We start from the raw sequence: 17,263 nt of genomic DNA, 5'->3' as shown, positions 1-17,263 counted from the left end.
CTGAGGGGTAATCTCTTGTAGCGGAACCTGTTTGTATCAGCCCATGACGATTTGCCAGGAAAGCCAAATGAAAAATGACAAATAAAATGGCATGTGAGTGCCTTATTTAGAAATAAATCCAACTTAAATTCATGACCATGAATTTAAGTTGGATTTTTTTAAACTAAAATAAATATTTGGACAAGTCAAGTAAAATTTTCCGGCTTGAGCGTTGGATAAGCTTGCTACGGGGGCTTGATCATAACTGCGGCCACAATGTCACGGGGTCCGTCCCGCCCATTGCCGGTTTCTCCGGATCGCGTCATGTCGTACGCCGGCAATGGGCGGGACTCCGAGGCTACGCACAGCAGAATATGGCCGCAGTTATGATCAAGCCCTTGCTACGGTTATCCGTTTTGACGGTATCAGTAATTACCCGGAGGCAGAATATTTTTTAATATCGGATGGTTGATCATTTGAACCAGGCTTTCGTTCCGTTCCTGCAATTCGGCCAGGCTGCTGAATTGCAGGCTTAATGTATATGTGGAACCTTCAAAATGTGGAGGCGGAATGAGCTTGATCTGGTTCCCGAGTTTTAATTGATGAATATTTTTTTTAAATTCATTTTCAACGCGCGTAATTTCCGGGTAGCGTCGTTTTTTCAGGAAAAACAGGAGGTGAGAAGCCTTTTGAGTTCGATCGGGATCGTCATCTGACAAAATGGATTGAAATTGCGGGTCGTTGATCACATCCAGGATCGATATTTTCTCACGGGCAGCGATTTCGGTTACCATGGAGAGCACCTGCCTTTGTTTACTGAGGCTGATTTTTAACTCATTGAACAGTTGCGCAATGCATTCGGCCGCATCCGTTTCCAGAGAGCCCAGCTCAACGGCAACCGGCATCGATATGGTATCGGAAAGTATTCCGTCTTGAATTGCCGGGGGAAGTTGGCATAACGGCTCAATTTTTTTAATCAGGGATAAGGCAACCGGCAAATTCAGACTGCGGGCGGTCTCTGCCATCTGCTCAGCCCCCCGGATATGCCGGCAAAGCAGATGACAGGCACGGGACTGTTCGATGAGATTCAAGGGCCGTTGAAACGAATTGTCGGTTATGGCCAGCTTTGCGCAGGTCAGCGGGGATGTTTCCGGTTCAACCAGATTGGCTTCAATCCGCGTCCAGCCCAATTGCCGGCAGGCCTCGATCCGTCGAAAACCCGATATCACCACATAACCGGATGGCTGACACGCCATCAAAAAAGGCACGTTCAGAAGACCGATACCCGAAATGGATGGGATCAGATCCTTTACTTCCGTCTCGGTCGTAATATGCCAGGTTGAATCTTCCCTGTGTACCGAAGATAAGGCTACGGTTTGTTTATTATATTTCATCGTCAGATCCGGTCAGCATTTTAAGGACATCCATATATTTTTGCCGGGTATTTTTAAGGACATCTTCGGGAAGGTTCGGTGCCGGTGGCTGTTTATTCCATTTTATGGATAGCAGATAATCCCTCAGGTATTGTTTGTCAAAGCTTTGCTGCGATCTGCCGGGCGCGTAGCTATCCCGGGGCCAGAATCGGGAAGAATCCGGTGTCAGAACTTCATCGATAAGAATGAGCTGATTGTCCACAATACCAAATTCAAACTTTGTATCGGCAAGAATAATGCCCTTTTGTTCGAGTAACTCAGCACCTTTTTTATAGATGTCTATGCTGAGGGCTTTGAGTTGTTCTGCCAGATCGCTGCCGATAATCTCGACTGCGGTTTCAAAATCGATATTGACATCATGCTCGCCGACCGCTTCCTTGGTTGACGGGGTGAAGATCGGTTCCGGCAGTTTGTCGGATTCTCTGAGCCCTTCCGGCAGTTTAATGCCGCAAACGGCTCCGGACTGCTGATATGATATCCATCCGGACCCGGACAGGTACCCCCGGACCACGCATTCAATCAGGACAGGCGCTGCCTTTTTGACCCGCATGCTTCGCCCCCGGAGCGTATCGGCATACGGTCTGCAGATTTCAGGATAGTCCTCGACCACACTGGAAATGATGTGATTGGCAATCACCGGTTTCATAATGTCAAACCAGTAAAGAGAAATCTGCGTCAGTATTTTACCCTTATCCGGAACGGCATCCGGCATGATGACATCAAATGCCGACATTCGGTCCGTTGCCACTATTAACAGACTGTCGCCCAGGTCATATATGTCCCGGACCTTACCTTTTTTCAGAAGAGGCAGATTCTTAAAATTCGTTTCAATTACCGCTTTTTTCATCTGTATGATTCCTTTATCGTTTGGTTATTTCTCCGCTTAATCGTTCAGTTGAAATGGCCGGCATTTCCACTGAACGATCTTTCATTGAAAACGGGCTTTCCGGCAATGAGCCGGGATTGAACATCCGCATGCCAGCATGGAGGTAATCGAAATGCATAGCGATATGTGGTGGACGAGGTTCTGAAATGTGGGTGAGAGGCGTTCCAGTTCGTCCCGGAGCATATCCGAATCCACCTGCCGCACTTTTAATTCTTTTGTAGCCAGTATCGACGCCATATCCGGTCCCTGGCCAATATCGATAAAGCCTGTTGAACCGAAAAAATCTCCCTGATGCAGTTCGCACAGAATCCGGTGATCGTTGCCTGCGGTATGGACCGCAAAAGCACTGCCGTTTAAAATTTCATATAATTCATTCCGCGCCCTTCCCTGTTTCCATAGAAGGCTTAATTTGGCATTAACCGCATCGGATACAACGGGATTGTTCCGGATCTCGACCACTTTATTTGTAATCTGTCGTAATCTTCGGTCAATGCTGATCAGCAGGCGCTTTAATTCTGCTGACATCAGGGCGTATTCGCTGCACAGACGCTGTGAATTCAATACCCCCAATTGCACGTCTCCCCGTGCAATCACTGTGGCGCTGCGAATATTGCCCTCAAACAGAAATGATAAAAGACTGCCGATAAAACCGCCGGGTCCCACCCGTACAATGCTCACATGGCCGTGGGGCATCTCTTTGACAATATCAACCTGACCTTCCAGGATCACCCATATCCAGTTACCGTGTTTGCCCTCACTGACGATTTTGTCCCCATCATGGAACATATCTTCAGCGACGATATCCATGTATTCCACAGGGGTTCCCTGGATAACGGGCAATTCGGTGAGAATGCCTCCGGCTTCCTCCGATACATGTTCAATCGTTACCGGTTTTAGCGGTTGGATATGCCCGTCATCAAGCAACCGTAACCCTTCGAGTATGATTTCCATCGGATTTTTTTGAATCCGCCGGTCCATGGGTGTATGATTTCGGTAGATATGCGGTTGCCTGAACTCGAAAACGCCTTCACTCCAGGCAAAAAGAGAATATATGGCTTCCAGATCAGTCAATTCCCCCGATACCGCCTGTATGGGCGTGCCTTTATCAAAATAGATCACAGCAGCGCTTTGCGCATATTTACAGCTGATGTGCAATGAACCTGTAGCGCAGTTTGAGCCCAGCAATTGCAAAACATCCGGCAGGCTGACAAATTGAAGGTCTCCTTTTAAAACGGCGTCGTTCATAAGTTAATTTTTTGCTCCCCAGTTCAACTGCCTGTGCAGTGATTTAAGCGTCAGCTGCAGACATTGTTTCAGCGTCACTCCCACCCCTTCTCCGTTTACTGCGCTGGCCGGACAAAACGGGGCTTTCAGCTGCCGGTTCAGATCATGATCCAACTGTTCGATTGGCAATAAGGGCAGTCCACTGGTTGCCAGATCTCTTTTATTGTACTGCATGACAAGGGGGATTTTAAATATGCTGAGATTGTATGCTTTTAGATTATCATTCAGATCCATCAGCGACAGCATGTTTTTTTTTCTTCTGGCCTGAAGCGAATCGGCAACAAAAACAATTCCGTCAACCCCCTGAAGAACCAGTTTTCGGGTTGAGCTGTACCGGGTCTGTCCCGGTACGGTATACAATTGAACCCGAACCTCACAGCCATTGATTTTACCCAGTCCCATGGGCAGAAAATCAAAATACAGGGTACGGTCACCCTCCGTATTGATCGAGACCATGTCAGCGGAAATCTGTTTTTTGTAGGTTCGATGAATGTATTCCAGATTGGTTGTTTTCCCGCACCGGCCCGGACCATAATAGACGATTTTACACTCTATCTCTCTTTTTTTAACATTGAATACTGCCATGCACGCTCTGCCTCAGGGTAATTCCGGTTGAACTTGTGGAGTACGCTTGATACGCCCAACGGCGTCGTGTTTTTGAACAAGTTTTGAATTATCAGCGCCTTGTTAAACAATGATCATTTTATCGTTACTAAACGATTGCGCTTTGCTTTTCAAGTCCCGTCCGGACATTTTAAACTCAAAACAATCAGCCCTCTGGTCTTTGTCCTGATTAAATATTTTCATATTATTCATTTGTCAGTTTTAAGTCCAGACTATAATGCCCCTGCCTCGGTCCGTATTCTATCCTTTTTTTGGTGAAGACAACCGCTTTCCCGGTAAAAATGGCAATCGGGGAATAAAACTTGACAGATTCCATCCGCTCACCCGGTTGTAAATTTTTCAGTAATTCTGTCTGGTCACTTGTGACAATAAAGCTGATGATATCACCTGTTTGAAAAGAAATATCAAGGTCAACGTTTTTTCCCTTTAATGAGCCATTGTTAAATGAAATTGAAATTGATGTTATATCAATGGGTTCGTCGTCGGCCTCCTCGCCGGCCTCAAATTCCGGCTGCTGAACACCTTCTGCTGGCCCGGCATGTGGCAGAAAGACCTCGAGGTTCCGGGTATCGAGCATTTTCTGAAGAAACGTACGAATGGGTTCCAGTTGACCGGGTTCAAACAAATCACTTTCGATCCACCTCAGGTATTGCTGAACGGCCTCATCTGCCGATGCATAGGTTAAATGACATCTCAGAATGTTTTTGGCAGCTTCATTTCGATGCGCTGCTTTCGTCAATAATTTTTGGAATTCCTCTATTGCCCGTTCATACTGACCGAATCTGGCCAGAGCGATTCCTCCTTCAAGTTCAGCCATGTCCTTATCGCTGGAAAAAGCGAATTTATCTTTAATCAGATTTTGAACCTGTTCCGATAAAATTTTGTGTGATTCAGCCGATCGGATTTTCCGCTGCTCCTCTTCAAGTTCGTTCAGTTTCAAACTGACTTTATCCAGCAGCTCCTGCTTGTTTTTTAGATGCGTCTGTTTTTTAATCAACGAGAACACCTGGTTATATGCTTCCCCGGCTTCATCAAAAAGACCATGTTTTTTATATATATTTGCTTCTTTTAAGAATGAGTTTATCTGAAGTTTTAAATCCATGAAAGCGCCTTTCATACTGCTGATTGTCTGTATCAATGCCGAATATTGACGGCGTCTTAAAAGTCCATGTGCGTCTCAGTTCAAGAAATTTGCGATGTCTTGAGCTTGAACTTTTTACTTGCCGTCTTGAGCTTGAACTTTTACGAGTTCGTCAATCTTAAATTGATCGCAAAAAGTGATGAAAAGCAATTAATTTAACTGTATTTATCTCGTATATGGAAAAGAAAATTCTGTGATGTGATCGCCGTAAATCTTGATTCTTATTATCCCACATAATTGTACACAGCGTCAGAATCCAAACTGTAAACCCTCATAATTTACGCATTGTGAGAAATTTTAAATTTTTAAAACCCTGAATGTGCTTTTCATGTTGCCATTGCTGACCGACTTAAATCCGAACAGAAAGTCTAACTTTTGTCAATACGGGCAAGTCATAAATATATTGACATTCAATGTAATTATGATATCACTTTTAAGTTAATACCCCCCATCGAAATATAAAAATAGTGTTTTATGTTAACCTCAAACTATAAGGAGATTACAATGGACAAAAAAGTTAGCGTAATCGGTGCCGGCATGGTTGGTGGTACTTGTGCTCAGAGACTGGCTGAAAAAGAATTATGTGATGTTGTGCTGGTTGACATTATTGATGGTCTTCCCGAAGGAAAGGCGCTGGATCTGAATGAAGCGGCGCCGATCGAACTGCATGATGCGCATGTAACCGGTTCATCCACCGGTTATGGGCCAACTGCCGGATCAGATATCATTATTATTACATCCGGTGTTCCGAGAAAACCCGGTATGAGCCGTGATGATCTGCTGGGAATCAACTCCAAGATCATGAAAGACGTGGTCAGCAAGGTTGCGCCTCTGTCACCGAATGCCATCATTATTGTCGTCGCCAACCCTCTGGATGCGATGTGCCATGTGGCATATGAAACCAGCGGATTTCCCAAGAACAGGGTAATGGGTATGGCTGGCGCACTGGATTCAGCCCGTTTAAGATTCTTTATTGCCGAAGAGCTGAATGTATCCGTTGAAAACATCAATGCATTTGTTCTCGGTGGACATGGCGATACCATGGTTCCGCTGCCGCGCTTCTGCACCGTAGCCGGAATTCCGATTACCGAACTGATGTCTGAAGAAAAAATTGCCGCTCTTTGCACCAGAACCGCAAACGGTGGCGCTGAGGTTGTTAAACTTCTCAAGACCGGCAGCGCATTCTATGCAACCGCATCCGGTGCCGTAACCATGGCAGAGTCCATCCTGAAAGACAAAAAGAGAATTGTCCCATGCGCTACCTATCTGGAAGGCGAATACGGCATCAATAACCTGTTTGTCGGCGTTCCCGTTAAGCTGGGTGCAAACGGTGTTGAACAAATCATCGAGATCAATCTGACAGATTCTGAATCTGCTGCTTTGAAAAAATCAGCCGGCGCTGTTAAAGAGCTGGTCGACGCGATGAAAAAACTTTAATAAATCAGTGCTCAGGATCAGTCTTTAAGCGCATTTAAAACTGATTCGGCAACGTTACGATTCATCCCGGGCAGCGCGCTCAGTTCCTCAAGGGCCGCTGCCCGGATGTTTTCAATGCCCCCATAATGTTTTAAAAGAACCTTTTTTCTCTTTTCTCCGATTCCCGGGATGCTGTCCAGTGCAGAACGAAGCGCGGTGTCTGTACGTCGTTTCCGGTGAAATGTAATCGCGAAACGATGTGCCTCATCCCGGATTGTCTGCAGAAAAAACAGCAGGTCCACATCCTTGCCAAAGTTTATCGCGTTTGCCCGTCCCGGTTTATAAATCTTGTCCTGCAATTCTCCTTTTTCCTCGTCTTTTTTGGCAATACTGATTATATCTATCGGCTGTTTATCCGCCAGTTCTCTGAAAACGGATACCGCAATATTCAGCTGGCCCTTTCCCCCGTCCAGCATTAACAGATCCGGGTAAGGATCTGCCCCCCCGTTTTTCACATAACGCCGGGTTAATACTTCCGCCATGGTTCCATAGTCATCCGGCCGGGTGATCGTTTCAATCTTATACTTGCGATAGGATGACCGGTCGGGTTTTCCCTTAAGGAATGCCACAATGCCGGCAACCGGTTCTTTCCCATACAGGTTGGAGTTGTCAATGCATTCGATTTTCTCCGGAACTCTGTCAAGGCCCAGTTTTTTCTGAAGACGATGCAGCAGGTCAATATCCTGGACATTCCCGGCCAGCAAATCCGATAATGCGTTTTCCGCATTTTCCGCAGCCATGTTGACCAGATGGAGTTTTTCCCCTTTTCTGGGACATGCCAGATGCGTCTTGCGTCCTTTTATCTCCGACAGCCAGTCCGCCACTGCCGTCATATGATCAGGTTCCACCTGGATCAATATTTCCCGCGGGATAAATCCGGCTTTCTCATAGTACTGCCGTATGAACGTGTCCATAATTTCAGCATCGGTGGAAAGGGTCTGCGCAAAATTAAAGTGCCGTGAGCCCATCAGAAATCCGCTCCGGACAAACAAGATGGTCAGCAGCACCACGTCGTCTGCTTTAGCCAGACCGATGACGTCCTTGTCAGCAAAATCCGTGGTAACTGAAACCTGCTTTTCCAGGGTAGCCTCGAGTGCCATGATTTTATCCCGGATCATTGCTGCTTTTTCAAAAAAAAGTCCGTCTGATGCCTGGTGCATATCGTTTCGTAATTTTCGAATCAGATCCGGGGTCCGCCCTTTTAAAAACAGCACCACCTCTTTTACGATCCGGTTATATTCTGGCTTGTCGACCTGACGGCAACATGGCGCCAGGCATGCATTCATCTGATAAAACAGGCAGGGCCGCGATCGTCTTCTGAAAGAGGTATCGGAGCATTTCCGGAGCTTAAATGTTTTATTGATGAATTTAAGGGACTGACGGACCGCCTGTGCAGATGAAAACGGCCCGAAATACAGTGCATGGTCTTTTTGTATTTTCCGGACAATTGACAGGGTCGGGTACGGGTTTCTGATATCCATCTTGAGTGACGGGTACCGTTTGTCATCCTTTAAAATTACATTATATCGTGGCCGGTAGCGTTTGATCAGGTTGGATTCTAAAATCAACGCCTCTTTTTCGGTTTTGGTGATGATAATATCAAATGTGGAAATCTGTCTGACCAGGACACTGGTTTTCAAATCCGGCTGAACCAGTTTGGTAAAGTAAGAGGCAAGACGTTTTTTGAGATTTATGGCTTTACCGACATAGATCACGTCCCCGGCGGCATTTTTCATCTGGTAAACCCCTGGCGACGACGGCGTTCTGGATAATTTTTCTTTAATGGAATCCATTACCGGTTCTTTGTCACGCATGACTTACAACTCCAACACCCCTTTGATCTTCAACGCTTGAATCCGGTCCCGGAGTTGAGCGGCCCGTTCAAAATCCAGGTCCTTTGCAGCTTTTGTCATCTCTTTTTCCAAATCGTGGACCGCCCTGTCCAGATCATCCAGTGTCTTATAAGTTGCAACCGGTTCGGATACGTTGTCGCTTTCGACGGCCTCTGTTTTATACAGGCTTTCAAATACCCCGGTAATTTCCTTTTTGATCGTTTCCGGTATGATATGATATTTTTTATTATACGCTATCTGTATTTCCCGTCGCCGGCCGGTTTCATCGATGGCCTGTTTCATGGATCGGGTCATGACATCCGCATAGAGGATAATCTGTCCCTGCGTGTTTCTGGCTGCCCGTCCGAATATCTGGATGAGCGATCGTGCGGATCGCAGAAACCCTTCTTTGTCTGCATCCAGAACGGCTACCAGCGAAACTTCCGGAATGTCCAGACCTTCGCGCAACAGATTGATCCCGATGAGAACATCAAATATTCCCATCCGCAGCTCCTGAATAATCTGCATCCGTTCCATGGTTTTGATGTCCGAGTGCAGATAACGGACCCGGAGGCCCAGATCCGTATAATAATCGGTCAGGTCCTCTGCGAGCCGCTTGGTCAGGGTCGTCACCAGTACCCGTTCGTTTTTCTGCTTTCGGTTCAGTATTTCTTCGTAGAGATTATCGACCTGATGTTCAGCCTTACGGATCTCCACCACCGGATCGACAAGACCAGTGGGCCGGATTATCAGTTCAACAGGAGGCCCCTGGGCCTTCTGCATCTCATATTCAGCCGGTGTTGCCGATGCGTATATGATCTGTGATACCCTGCCTTCAAATTCTTCAAATGTCAGCGGCCGGTTATCCAGCGCAGACGGCAGCCTGAAACCGAATTCAACCAGTGTCTGTTTCCGGGATCTGTCCCCCTTGTACATGGCGCCGATCTGAGGGATGGTAATGTGACTTTCATCGATAATGGTCAGATAATCGTCCGGAAAATACCCCATCAATGTCGGCGGGGGCTCGCCGGGGGCTCTTCCGGTTAAATGACGGGAGTAATTTTCGATGCCGTTGCAATAGCCCAGTTCCTGCATCATTTCCAAATCAAAATTCGTTCGTTCTTCAATCCGCTGGGTCTCGATCAGTTTATCCGCGGACCTGAGACAGGCGATACGTTCCTTCAATTCCAGATTAATCGAATCGATTGCCCGCTTTAACGTCGTTTTCTGCGTCACATAATGGCTGGCAGGATAAATGGTAACCTGACTCAGCGATTTAAGACGATCCCCCCGGAGAGGATCAAATTCGCAAATAGAATCAATTTCATCGCCAAAAAACTCAATCCGAACCGCGCGGTCTTCCTCATAGGCGGGGAAAATTTCCACCCGATCGCCACGGACCCTGAAAACGCCCCGGTGAAAATCCATGTCATTTCGTTCATAGTGAATGGCAACCAGCTTCTGCAACAGGGTTTCCCGACGCATTTCCATGTTGTTTTCGATATGGATTCTCATGGCCAGATAGTCTTCCGGTGCGCCGATACCATAGATGCATGATACACTGGCCACAACGATCACATCCCGTCTGGACAGAACGGAACGGGTGGCGGAATGGCGCAGTTTGTCAATCAATTCATTGATCGAGGAATCCTTCTGGATATAGGTGCCACTGGAGGGAATATACGCTTCCGGCTGATAATAATCATAATAACTGACAAAATATTCCACCGCGTTTTCCGGAAACAGCGTCTTGAATTCAGCGTACAGCTGGGCGGCAAGGGTTTTATTGGGCGCGATCACCAGCGTGGGCTTTTCAACCCTGGCAATGACATTGGCCACGGTGAATGTTTTACCGGAGCCTGTCACGCCCAGCAGCACCTGATGCTTCCGGCCACTGGCAATCGATTGACTCAGAACTGCGATGGCGCCGGGCTGATCGCCTTTGGGCGTAAAACCGGATATGAGCTTGAATAATGACATGTTATGCCACGTTATCTCATGAAATGGTTGAACAATTTTGCCTCAAACGAAGTCGCCCTCCAGTGACAGCGCTCCTCAGGCCGCTGATTTGGTGCGGAACCGTCCACTTTTACAGCCGGGTGTGGCGGCCCCGATTATGGGTAGTCCCCCCCTCTTGCCTGTGAGCGGGCAAGAGGGGGGTTACCGGTCGTTTGACTGGAATGTGGCGTTTTCAGCCTTGAATTTTCCAGGTGGTTCCTTCCGGACGGTCTTCCAGGATAATGTTCATATCCGAAAGTTGTTTTTTGATCTGATCGGCTCTGGCCCAGTCTTTTGCTTTTCTGGCGTCAGCCCTGTCCTGTATCAGCTGGTCGATTGCCGCCGGATCGATGGATGTCCGGGCAAGCCCCTGTGATTTTTTTTGATCGAAGTAGTCTTCCGGTGAATCGAACAGAATGCCGAGAATGGAACCGATGTTCATTATATCCGCGTAATCGCGACGAAGGGTATCAAGAGCATCGGATGGCAGACCGTCCGGATAGTCATCCAGCAGCCGGTTTATGGCACGGACAGAATCGAACAGTATCCCGATGCCGCGGGCTGAGTTGAAATCATCATCCATGGCCTCGCAAAACCGCTGCCAGTACTCACCCGAGATCTGCTTTGTAACATCGATTTCAGAAAGGGGGCCGAGTGCTTTTTCGATACGTTCCAGAAGGCCATAGAGCTTGTCCAGATTGGAAACCGCTTCAACCATGGCATTATCCGTAAAATCGATCGGGCTCCTGTAATGGCTCGAAAGGATAAACAGACGAACGGACTCGGGATGGTATTGCGTGAGGATATCTTTGATCAGCAGAAAATTGCCCAGTGACTTTGACATTTTTTCATGGTTAATATTGATAAACCCATTATGAACCCAGTATCTGGCAAACGTCAGGCCGGAGGCTGCTTCCGACTGGGCGATTTCATTTTCATGATGAGGAAAAATCAGATCCTTTCCTCCCCCGTGAATATCAAATGTCTGCCCGAGGTATTGCGTGCTCATGGCCGAGCATTCAATATGCCACCCGGGTCTTCCTTTGCCCCATGGACTTTCCCACGACGGTTCGCCCGGCTTGGCGGATTTCCATAAGGCGAAATCAAAGGGATTGTGTTTTCGTTCGTCAATGTTAACCCGGGCGCCGGCTTCCATATCTTCAAGTTTCCGGCCGGACAGTTTGCCATAGTCTTTGAACGCCTCGACTGAAAAATAGACATCGCCATCGATCGTGTAAGCAAATTTTTTTGAGATCAGGGTTTCAATAAACTGAATAATCTGATCGATATGTTCGGTGGCTCTGGGCTCAAAGGTTGCCCGCTGAACATGGAGCGCATCCATATCCCTGTAAAATTCCAGGATGTATTTTTCGGCCAGATCTTTTGAAGACACACCCAGTTCATTGGCTCTGTTAATGATTTTATCATCAACATCGGTAAAATTTCTGACATAGGTGAGTTCATAACCGGTTGCCTTGAAATATCGGGCGATCAAATCAAATACGATTACCGATCGGGCATGCCCGATGTGACACGAATCGTAAACGGTCGGCCCGCATACATACATGGCCACTTTGCCGGTTTTAATCGGAACAAATTCTTCTTTTTTCCTGCTCAGTGTATTATAAATACGAATTGTCATAACACTGCTTCCATTTCGTAATAAACGTGATTATCGGTTATATGCTGTTATATCGTTCCACTATCCATGACAAGTTATCTTCTTATTTTCTTATCTTCTATCTTCTCAATCAAGGCCACGCACATGGCCCCGATTCCATCACCCTTGCCGATCATCCCCAGCCCTTCGGTGGTGGTCGATTTGATATTGACGCCGTTCAGATCGACATGAAGGGTACGGGCAATTACCGCCTGCATGGCCGTTCGATACGGTGACAGTTTAGGGGCTTCGGCAAACACGGTTGAATCAATGTTTATGATGGAAAACCCTTCTTTACTGATCAAATGGCAGGTTCGTTCAAGCAGCTCGATGCTGTAGATGTCCTTAAATTCAGGATCTGAATCCGGAAAATGCAATCCGATATCTCCCAGGCCGGCTGCCCCGAGAAGGGCATCACAAATCGCATGAACCAGAACATCCGCATCCGAATGGCCGAGAAGCCCTTTTTCAAAAGGAATGCTGATTCCACCCAAAACAAGCTTTCGACCTGCAACCAGTCGATGAATATCATACCCCGAGCCAATACGCATTGAATTTATCCTTATTTTATCGTTTCAAACCGACAATAAATTTCATACCATAAAACTTTTTTCCGGTAAAGCGGTCAGCGCAAAGCAATTTATAAAACAAACGTTTTCCGAATAACCAATAACAGGCCTCTGTCCATACATTTGGTTTTCAAAAGAATGGAAACTAACTGGACACATGCTTCCGGGCATGTTAAAAATATCAGAAACAAGGGCTTAAAGCTGCGGCCATAACGTCGTGAGGACCGTCCCGGCGGTTCCCGGCTTCTCCGGCACGATACGGGGGAAACGGCCGGGACTTCGAAACTGCACGTAAAAGAATATGGCCGCAGTTATGATCAAGCCCAGAAATAACCCTTTTTATAAGCATGCGTCATTGTACTCCATACCACCATGAAACTTATCCGATTATTTTTTTCATTCATTGTATTTTCTTTTTTTGCTGCCGGACCCGTCGATGTCCGCTCTGAAACAATGACACAGCCGGACTGCCGGCTGCCATCGGTTCGTCTGGATACCGGGACCGCTGAACTGCTGGACAAAGCCCAATGGCAGGCAGCACTTGAAAAGCTGATATCAGCATCCCGGGCACCCGGTTCAGAAGCGGATATCCGATATTATATTTCGTTCTGTTATTATCAACTGGGCAAACAAGCCCACAACGGCAATCAATTCGGGGAAGCGATCGATTTATTCAATAATGCATTAACGTACACCAGGGATATACCCGCCATTTTTTTATCTCTCGGCCTGAGCCATCTGAAACAATCCGAATACGAAAAAGCCGAGGGCGCTCTGGAAGAGGCCGTACGGCTTGATCCTACACTGTACTGGGCTTACCGGCAACTTGGCGAAATCGCATATAACAAAAACAATGTTGATATCGCGCTTCAACACTGGAATCGTGCTCTGGAATTAAACGATACGGATGCTGCATTCAGAAAACGGGTTGACAATCAGAAAAAACAGCTGAATTTGATCCGGGGGCATGAAATTCAATCCGATTATCAATTTTTCATCAGCTTTGATGGAGACATAAACCCGTGCCTCGGAAGCAGTGTGTCGAAGATGCTCGATGACATGTATTTCAGTATCGGTGAGCAGCTCAATGCGTATCCGAAGCGTCAGATCGCTGTCGTACTGATGAGCCGGAATGATTTTGTCGATGTGACCAATCTGCCCGACTGGGTTTCGGGAATATATGAAGGGCAGATCAAGATTCCGGTGGCAAACAGCAACATGCAGTCATTAAAGCCGGTACTGGCCCATGAATATGTTCATGCGGTCATATACGATATCATGTCCAGCCGATGCCCCTGGTGGCTGAATGAGGGTCTTGCGCAATATTTCTCGACCGATGAAAACGGCAACCGGCAGAAAATGCAGATGGCAGCAGAATGGATCAGACAATGCGATGTGCCGGATCTGAAATCCCTGCCCGGCACGAGCGCTCTGAGTACTGAAGCAGCAAAAAAATACTATTCGCTGGCCCTGTCTGCAACCTGTTTTTTGATCGAAACGGTTCAATTATACAATCTTCAGGAAATCCTGGCCCAGATGGGGCAAGGCAGTTCATTTGATTCGGCCCTTGAATCAACCACCGGATATGCCTTTAGTGAATTCGAAAGCTACTGGCTGTCTTTTTACAGATAACCGGCCGGCCGGGAGTTCATCGCCGATGACCGAAATTTCATTCCATCAACGCATCAGCTGAAACTTTTGTTTTCAGTTGGTTCAAATTTTCTGTCCCTTTTTGCGCATGTATAACAATCGTTTCCGGATATGACCCGACATTTTTTTCTGTCCGGAATATAACCGTCAAGGAGGATGTGGTGCTATGGAATATAAAAAATTTAAAGCCATGGTGGTCAGAGAAACCGCCGATCAGACTTTTGTCCGCTCCGTCGAAGACAAAAACATCGATGAGCTGCCGGATGGCGAGGTGCTGATAAAAGTGAGCTATTCTTCTCTGAATTATAAGGACGCACTGTCAGCGACGGGAAATAAGGGGGTGACCCGATCTTATCCCCATACGCCCGGAATAGATGCCGCCGGTATCGTGGAAAGCAGTGTCGATAAAAGCTTTAAACCCGGGGACAGGGTTCTGGTCACCGGTTATGATCTGGGCATGAATACCTCCGGCGGGTTCGGACAGTATATACGGGTGCCATCGGAGTGGATCATCCGGCTTCCGGATCATCTGACTGCCAGAGAAAGTATGATTTACGGAACTGCCGGATTCACGGCGGCTTTATCAGTGCATAAAATGATAGAAAACGGGGTATCTCCGGATCAGGGTCCGGTACTGGTTACCGGGGCTACCGGTGGGGTCGGCAGCATTGCCGTAGGAATATTATCAAAGGCGGGATTTGAAGTCGCGGCGGTCACCGGAAAATCCGATCAATCGCAATATCTTACCGATCTGGGCGCAACGCGGATCATCCATCGAAAAGAGGTCCATGATGTATCCGGCAGACCGCTTCTGAAAGGACAATGGGCTGGCGTCATCGATACGGTTGGCGGAGATATTCTTTCAACTGCCATTCGATCCACCCTGTATGGAGCAACAATCACCTGCTGTGGCAATGTGGCATCGCCTGCCCTCAATATCACGGTGTTTCCCTTTATCCTCAGAGGTGTCAGCCTGCTGGGAATCGACTCGGTCAACTGCCGGAAACCGTTGCGTCAAACCCTTTGGGGAAATCTGTCGAACGAATGGAAAATCAGTCATCTGGATGATATGGCTACTGAAATTTCCATTTCGGAACTGGAACCGTATATCGGTCGTATTTTAAAAGGGATGATAACAGGCAGAACAGTCGTTAACCTGAGTGTTTGATTCCCCATGGACAAATCCTTATGCATCACAATTTTCTGTTCGGTCCGTATCCGGAAAATTCCTGAGGGCAGGTAATATTTGAAGAATATCATGCTGTCATATTTTACTCGTTCCCACACAGGGTCCAAATTGCAGCTTGAACATTGACAAAAATTTATTGATGTTGTTTTATTAAGGGCCTAAAGTAAATTTTTTATTTTATCTGTGGATTGAATGAACCGGACAGGAAAGGATAAATGAAAATTTTTAAGTACACATCCGGCAGGTATTTTAGAGTATGGTCAGTCTTTCTGCTGCTGGCGTTGATCGGCGGCTGCAATGGCACGATACGACAGGAAAAGGCAACATCCCTCCTGTCCCCGGACGTTTCTGCCGGGGCATTTTATCCGCGACCGCCCTATCTGCCTGAAAGAATCATATTGAATCTGACAGAAACACCTTGGTCCAGCCAGGCAGTCACGTGGCGCACGGTGTCTGATGAGGTGTCAGATCCGCAGGCCCAGATTGCACGGGTAACCGAATCGTCGGATTTTATCGTGACAGCACGGACCTTTCCGGCGGATATGGAAACGGTTGTCGTGGGTAAAAATAATAAAAGGGTCTATCACCATTCGGCTGTCTTCACGTCACTATCGCCTGATACGCTGTATGCCTACCGGGTCGGGGACGGAAAGCACTGGAGTGAATGGAATCAGTTTAAAACGGCGCATAAAACCCAATCCCCGTTTAAATTTGTATATTTCGGAGATCCTCAGGAACAAGTCCGGTCCATGTGCTCCAGAGTATTTCGTACTGCGTATAAAACAGCGCCGGATGCGGCCTTCTGGCACTTCATCGGTGATCTTGTGGACAATGGGGATAATGATGAGGAATGGGCCGAGTTGTTTGAAGCCTTTGGCTGGATTCCGCGAATGACCCCGATGATTCTGCTGCCCGGAAATCATGAATATCCTGACAAAAGATATGTCCATGGCAAAGACTTTAAACTGTTTCACCTGTGGCGCCCCCATTTTACCCTGCCTGAAAACGGGCCGGCCGGCCTGGAAGAAACCGTTTATTTCATTGATTATCAGGGGGTCAGATTCGTGATGCTCAACGGCAATGAACAGCTTGAGAAACAGGTGTTATGGCTGGACGGCATTTTATCTGAAAATCCTCAACGCTGGACCATTGTCGGGATTCACCAGCCCGTCTATTCAACCGGGAAAAAGCGGAAAAATAAAGAAAATTCCCCTGTTAAGAATCTGTTTGTCCCTGTTTTTGACAAGTATTCAGTGGATCTGGTGCTGCAGGGCCATGATCATACCTACAGCCGTACCGGCAAACTCAAAAACGGCATCCGGGTCTCGGATACTGAAAAAGGAACGGTCTATATTATCTCGGTCTGCGGCCCGAAATCCTATCCAGTAAATGACCGGTATAAAGATATCATGGATAAAAGCGGAACAGACCGGCAGCTGTTTCAGGTAATCAGTATTGATGAAAATCATCTGGCATATGCGTCCTATGATGCAAGCGGAGAAGTGTATGATTCCTTTGTTCTGAAAAAGTAATCGCAGAGGT

At 47.1% G+C, this 17,263-nt stretch carries 13 protein-coding genes; 4 read left to right on the top strand and 9 right to left on the bottom strand.

Annotation, left to right across the window (positions count from 1 at the left end; genetic code table 11):
• Positions 1-404: 404 nt before the first annotated feature.
• The 5 genes from PHQ97_09940 to PHQ97_09920 all read right to left on the bottom strand — a co-directional run bounded on the left by PHQ97_09940 (position 405) and on the right by PHQ97_09920 (position 5,308).
• Positions 405-1,373 carry a ParB/RepB/Spo0J family partition protein gene (locus PHQ97_09940; GenBank protein ID MDD4393051.1) on the bottom strand — a complete coding sequence of 323 codons (969 nt, stop codon included), beginning with the start codon at positions 1,371-1,373 and terminating at the stop codon, positions 405-407.
• Entirely contained in the window at positions 1,363-2,259 is an 897-nt protein-coding gene (locus PHQ97_09935) for a phosphoribosylaminoimidazolesuccinocarboxamide synthase (protein MDD4393050.1), read from the bottom strand. The genes PHQ97_09940 and PHQ97_09935 overlap by 11 nt, the downstream gene beginning before the upstream one ends.
• Before the next feature lie 81 nt (positions 2,260-2,340).
• A complete protein-coding gene (locus tag PHQ97_09930) occupies positions 2,341-3,543 on the bottom strand; it encodes a cyclic nucleotide-binding domain-containing protein (protein ID MDD4393049.1) in 1,203 nt (400 codons plus the stop codon).
• Between the two features lie 3 nt (positions 3,544-3,546).
• The gene (locus tag PHQ97_09925) at positions 3,547-4,167 is read right to left on the bottom strand and encodes a GTPase domain-containing protein (protein ID MDD4393048.1); all 621 of its coding nucleotides are present in this window, start codon (positions 4,165-4,167) and stop codon (positions 3,547-3,549) included.
• A 223-nt stretch (positions 4,168-4,390) separates the two neighbouring features.
• Positions 4,391-5,308 carry a hypothetical protein gene (locus PHQ97_09920; protein ID MDD4393047.1) on the bottom strand — a complete coding sequence of 306 codons (918 nt, stop codon included), beginning with the start codon at positions 5,306-5,308 and terminating at the stop codon, positions 4,391-4,393.
• A 543-nt stretch (positions 5,309-5,851) separates the two neighbouring features.
• Here PHQ97_09920 and mdh point away from each other — a divergent pair.
• On the top strand, positions 5,852-6,784 hold the full coding sequence (gene mdh / locus PHQ97_09915; GenBank protein MDD4393046.1) for a malate dehydrogenase: 933 nt from the start codon (positions 5,852-5,854) through the stop codon (positions 6,782-6,784).
• A gap of 17 nt (positions 6,785-6,801) precedes the next feature.
• On the opposite strand, the gene uvrC is transcribed toward mdh, so the two are convergent.
• From uvrC to ispF, 4 genes are all read right to left on the bottom strand, one after another.
• Positions 6,802-8,637 (bottom strand): excinuclease ABC subunit UvrC, encoded by a 1,836-nt coding sequence (gene uvrC / locus PHQ97_09910; protein ID MDD4393045.1) that lies wholly within the window; start codon positions 8,635-8,637, stop codon positions 6,802-6,804.
• A gap of 3 nt (positions 8,638-8,640) precedes the next feature.
• Positions 8,641-10,635, bottom strand: a complete 1,995-nt coding sequence (uvrB, locus tag PHQ97_09905; GenBank protein MDD4393044.1) for an excinuclease ABC subunit UvrB — start codon at positions 10,633-10,635, stop codon at positions 8,641-8,643.
• A 211-nt stretch (positions 10,636-10,846) separates the two neighbouring features.
• Positions 10,847-12,295 (bottom strand): cysteine--tRNA ligase, encoded by a 1,449-nt coding sequence (cysS, locus tag PHQ97_09900; protein ID MDD4393043.1) that lies wholly within the window; start codon positions 12,293-12,295, stop codon positions 10,847-10,849.
• Between the two features lie 74 nt (positions 12,296-12,369).
• Positions 12,370-12,864 carry a 2-C-methyl-D-erythritol 2,4-cyclodiphosphate synthase gene (gene ispF, locus PHQ97_09895; protein MDD4393042.1) on the bottom strand — a complete coding sequence of 165 codons (495 nt, stop codon included), beginning with the start codon at positions 12,862-12,864 and terminating at the stop codon, positions 12,370-12,372.
• Between the two features lie 471 nt (positions 12,865-13,335).
• Here ispF and PHQ97_09890 point away from each other — a divergent pair, with 471 nt between their 5' ends.
• From PHQ97_09890 to PHQ97_09880, 3 genes are all read left to right on the top strand, one after another.
• The gene (locus tag PHQ97_09890) at positions 13,336-14,514 is read left to right on the top strand and encodes a tetratricopeptide repeat protein (GenBank protein MDD4393041.1); all 1,179 of its coding nucleotides are present in this window, start codon (positions 13,336-13,338) and stop codon (positions 14,512-14,514) included.
• A gap of 184 nt (positions 14,515-14,698) precedes the next feature.
• Positions 14,699-15,700: a YhdH/YhfP family quinone oxidoreductase gene (locus PHQ97_09885; protein ID MDD4393040.1), complete on the top strand. Its 1,002-nt coding sequence runs from the start codon at positions 14,699-14,701 to the stop codon at positions 15,698-15,700.
• 236 nt (positions 15,701-15,936) lie between these two features.
• Positions 15,937-17,253, top strand: a complete 1,317-nt coding sequence (locus tag PHQ97_09880) for a metallophosphoesterase family protein (protein ID MDD4393039.1) — start codon at positions 15,937-15,939, stop codon at positions 17,251-17,253.
• Positions 17,254-17,263: the final 10 nt, after the last annotated feature.

This window comes from Desulfobacterales bacterium (genome assembly GCA_028704555.1).
Taxonomy (GTDB): domain Bacteria; phylum Desulfobacterota; class Desulfobacteria; order Desulfobacterales; family JAQWFD01; genus JAQWFD01.
The sequence above is the reverse complement of the archived record's forward strand: the minus strand, read 5'-3'. Positions and strand labels throughout refer to the sequence as shown.

Coding starts and splice junctions, on each gene's coding strand:
- PHQ97_09940 (MDD4393051.1), bottom strand. CDS start 1,373: ATGAAATATAATAAACAAACCGTAGCCTTATCTTCGGTACACAGGGAA.
- PHQ97_09935 (MDD4393050.1), bottom strand. CDS start 2,259: ATGAAAAAAGCGGTAATTGAAACGAATTTTAAGAATCTGCCTCTTCTG.
- PHQ97_09930 (MDD4393049.1), bottom strand. CDS start 3,543: ATGAACGACGCCGTTTTAAAAGGAGACCTTCAATTTGTCAGCCTGCCG.
- PHQ97_09925 (MDD4393048.1), bottom strand. CDS start 4,167: ATGGCAGTATTCAATGTTAAAAAAAGAGAGATAGAGTGTAAAATCGTC.
- PHQ97_09920 (MDD4393047.1), bottom strand. CDS start 5,308: ATGGATTTAAAACTTCAGATAAACTCATTCTTAAAAGAAGCAAATATA.
- mdh (MDD4393046.1), top strand. CDS start 5,852: ATGGACAAAAAAGTTAGCGTAATCGGTGCCGGCATGGTTGGTGGTACT.
- uvrC (MDD4393045.1), bottom strand. CDS start 8,637: ATGCGTGACAAAGAACCGGTAATGGATTCCATTAAAGAAAAATTATCC.
- uvrB (MDD4393044.1), bottom strand. CDS start 10,635: ATGTCATTATTCAAGCTCATATCCGGTTTTACGCCCAAAGGCGATCAG.
- cysS (MDD4393043.1), bottom strand. CDS start 12,295: ATGACAATTCGTATTTATAATACACTGAGCAGGAAAAAAGAAGAATTT.
- ispF (MDD4393042.1), bottom strand. CDS start 12,864: ATGCGTATTGGCTCGGGGTATGATATTCATCGACTGGTTGCAGGTCGA.
- PHQ97_09890 (MDD4393041.1), top strand. CDS start 13,336: ATGACACAGCCGGACTGCCGGCTGCCATCGGTTCGTCTGGATACCGGG.
- PHQ97_09885 (MDD4393040.1), top strand. CDS start 14,699: ATGGAATATAAAAAATTTAAAGCCATGGTGGTCAGAGAAACCGCCGAT.
- PHQ97_09880 (MDD4393039.1), top strand. CDS start 15,937: ATGAAAATTTTTAAGTACACATCCGGCAGGTATTTTAGAGTATGGTCA.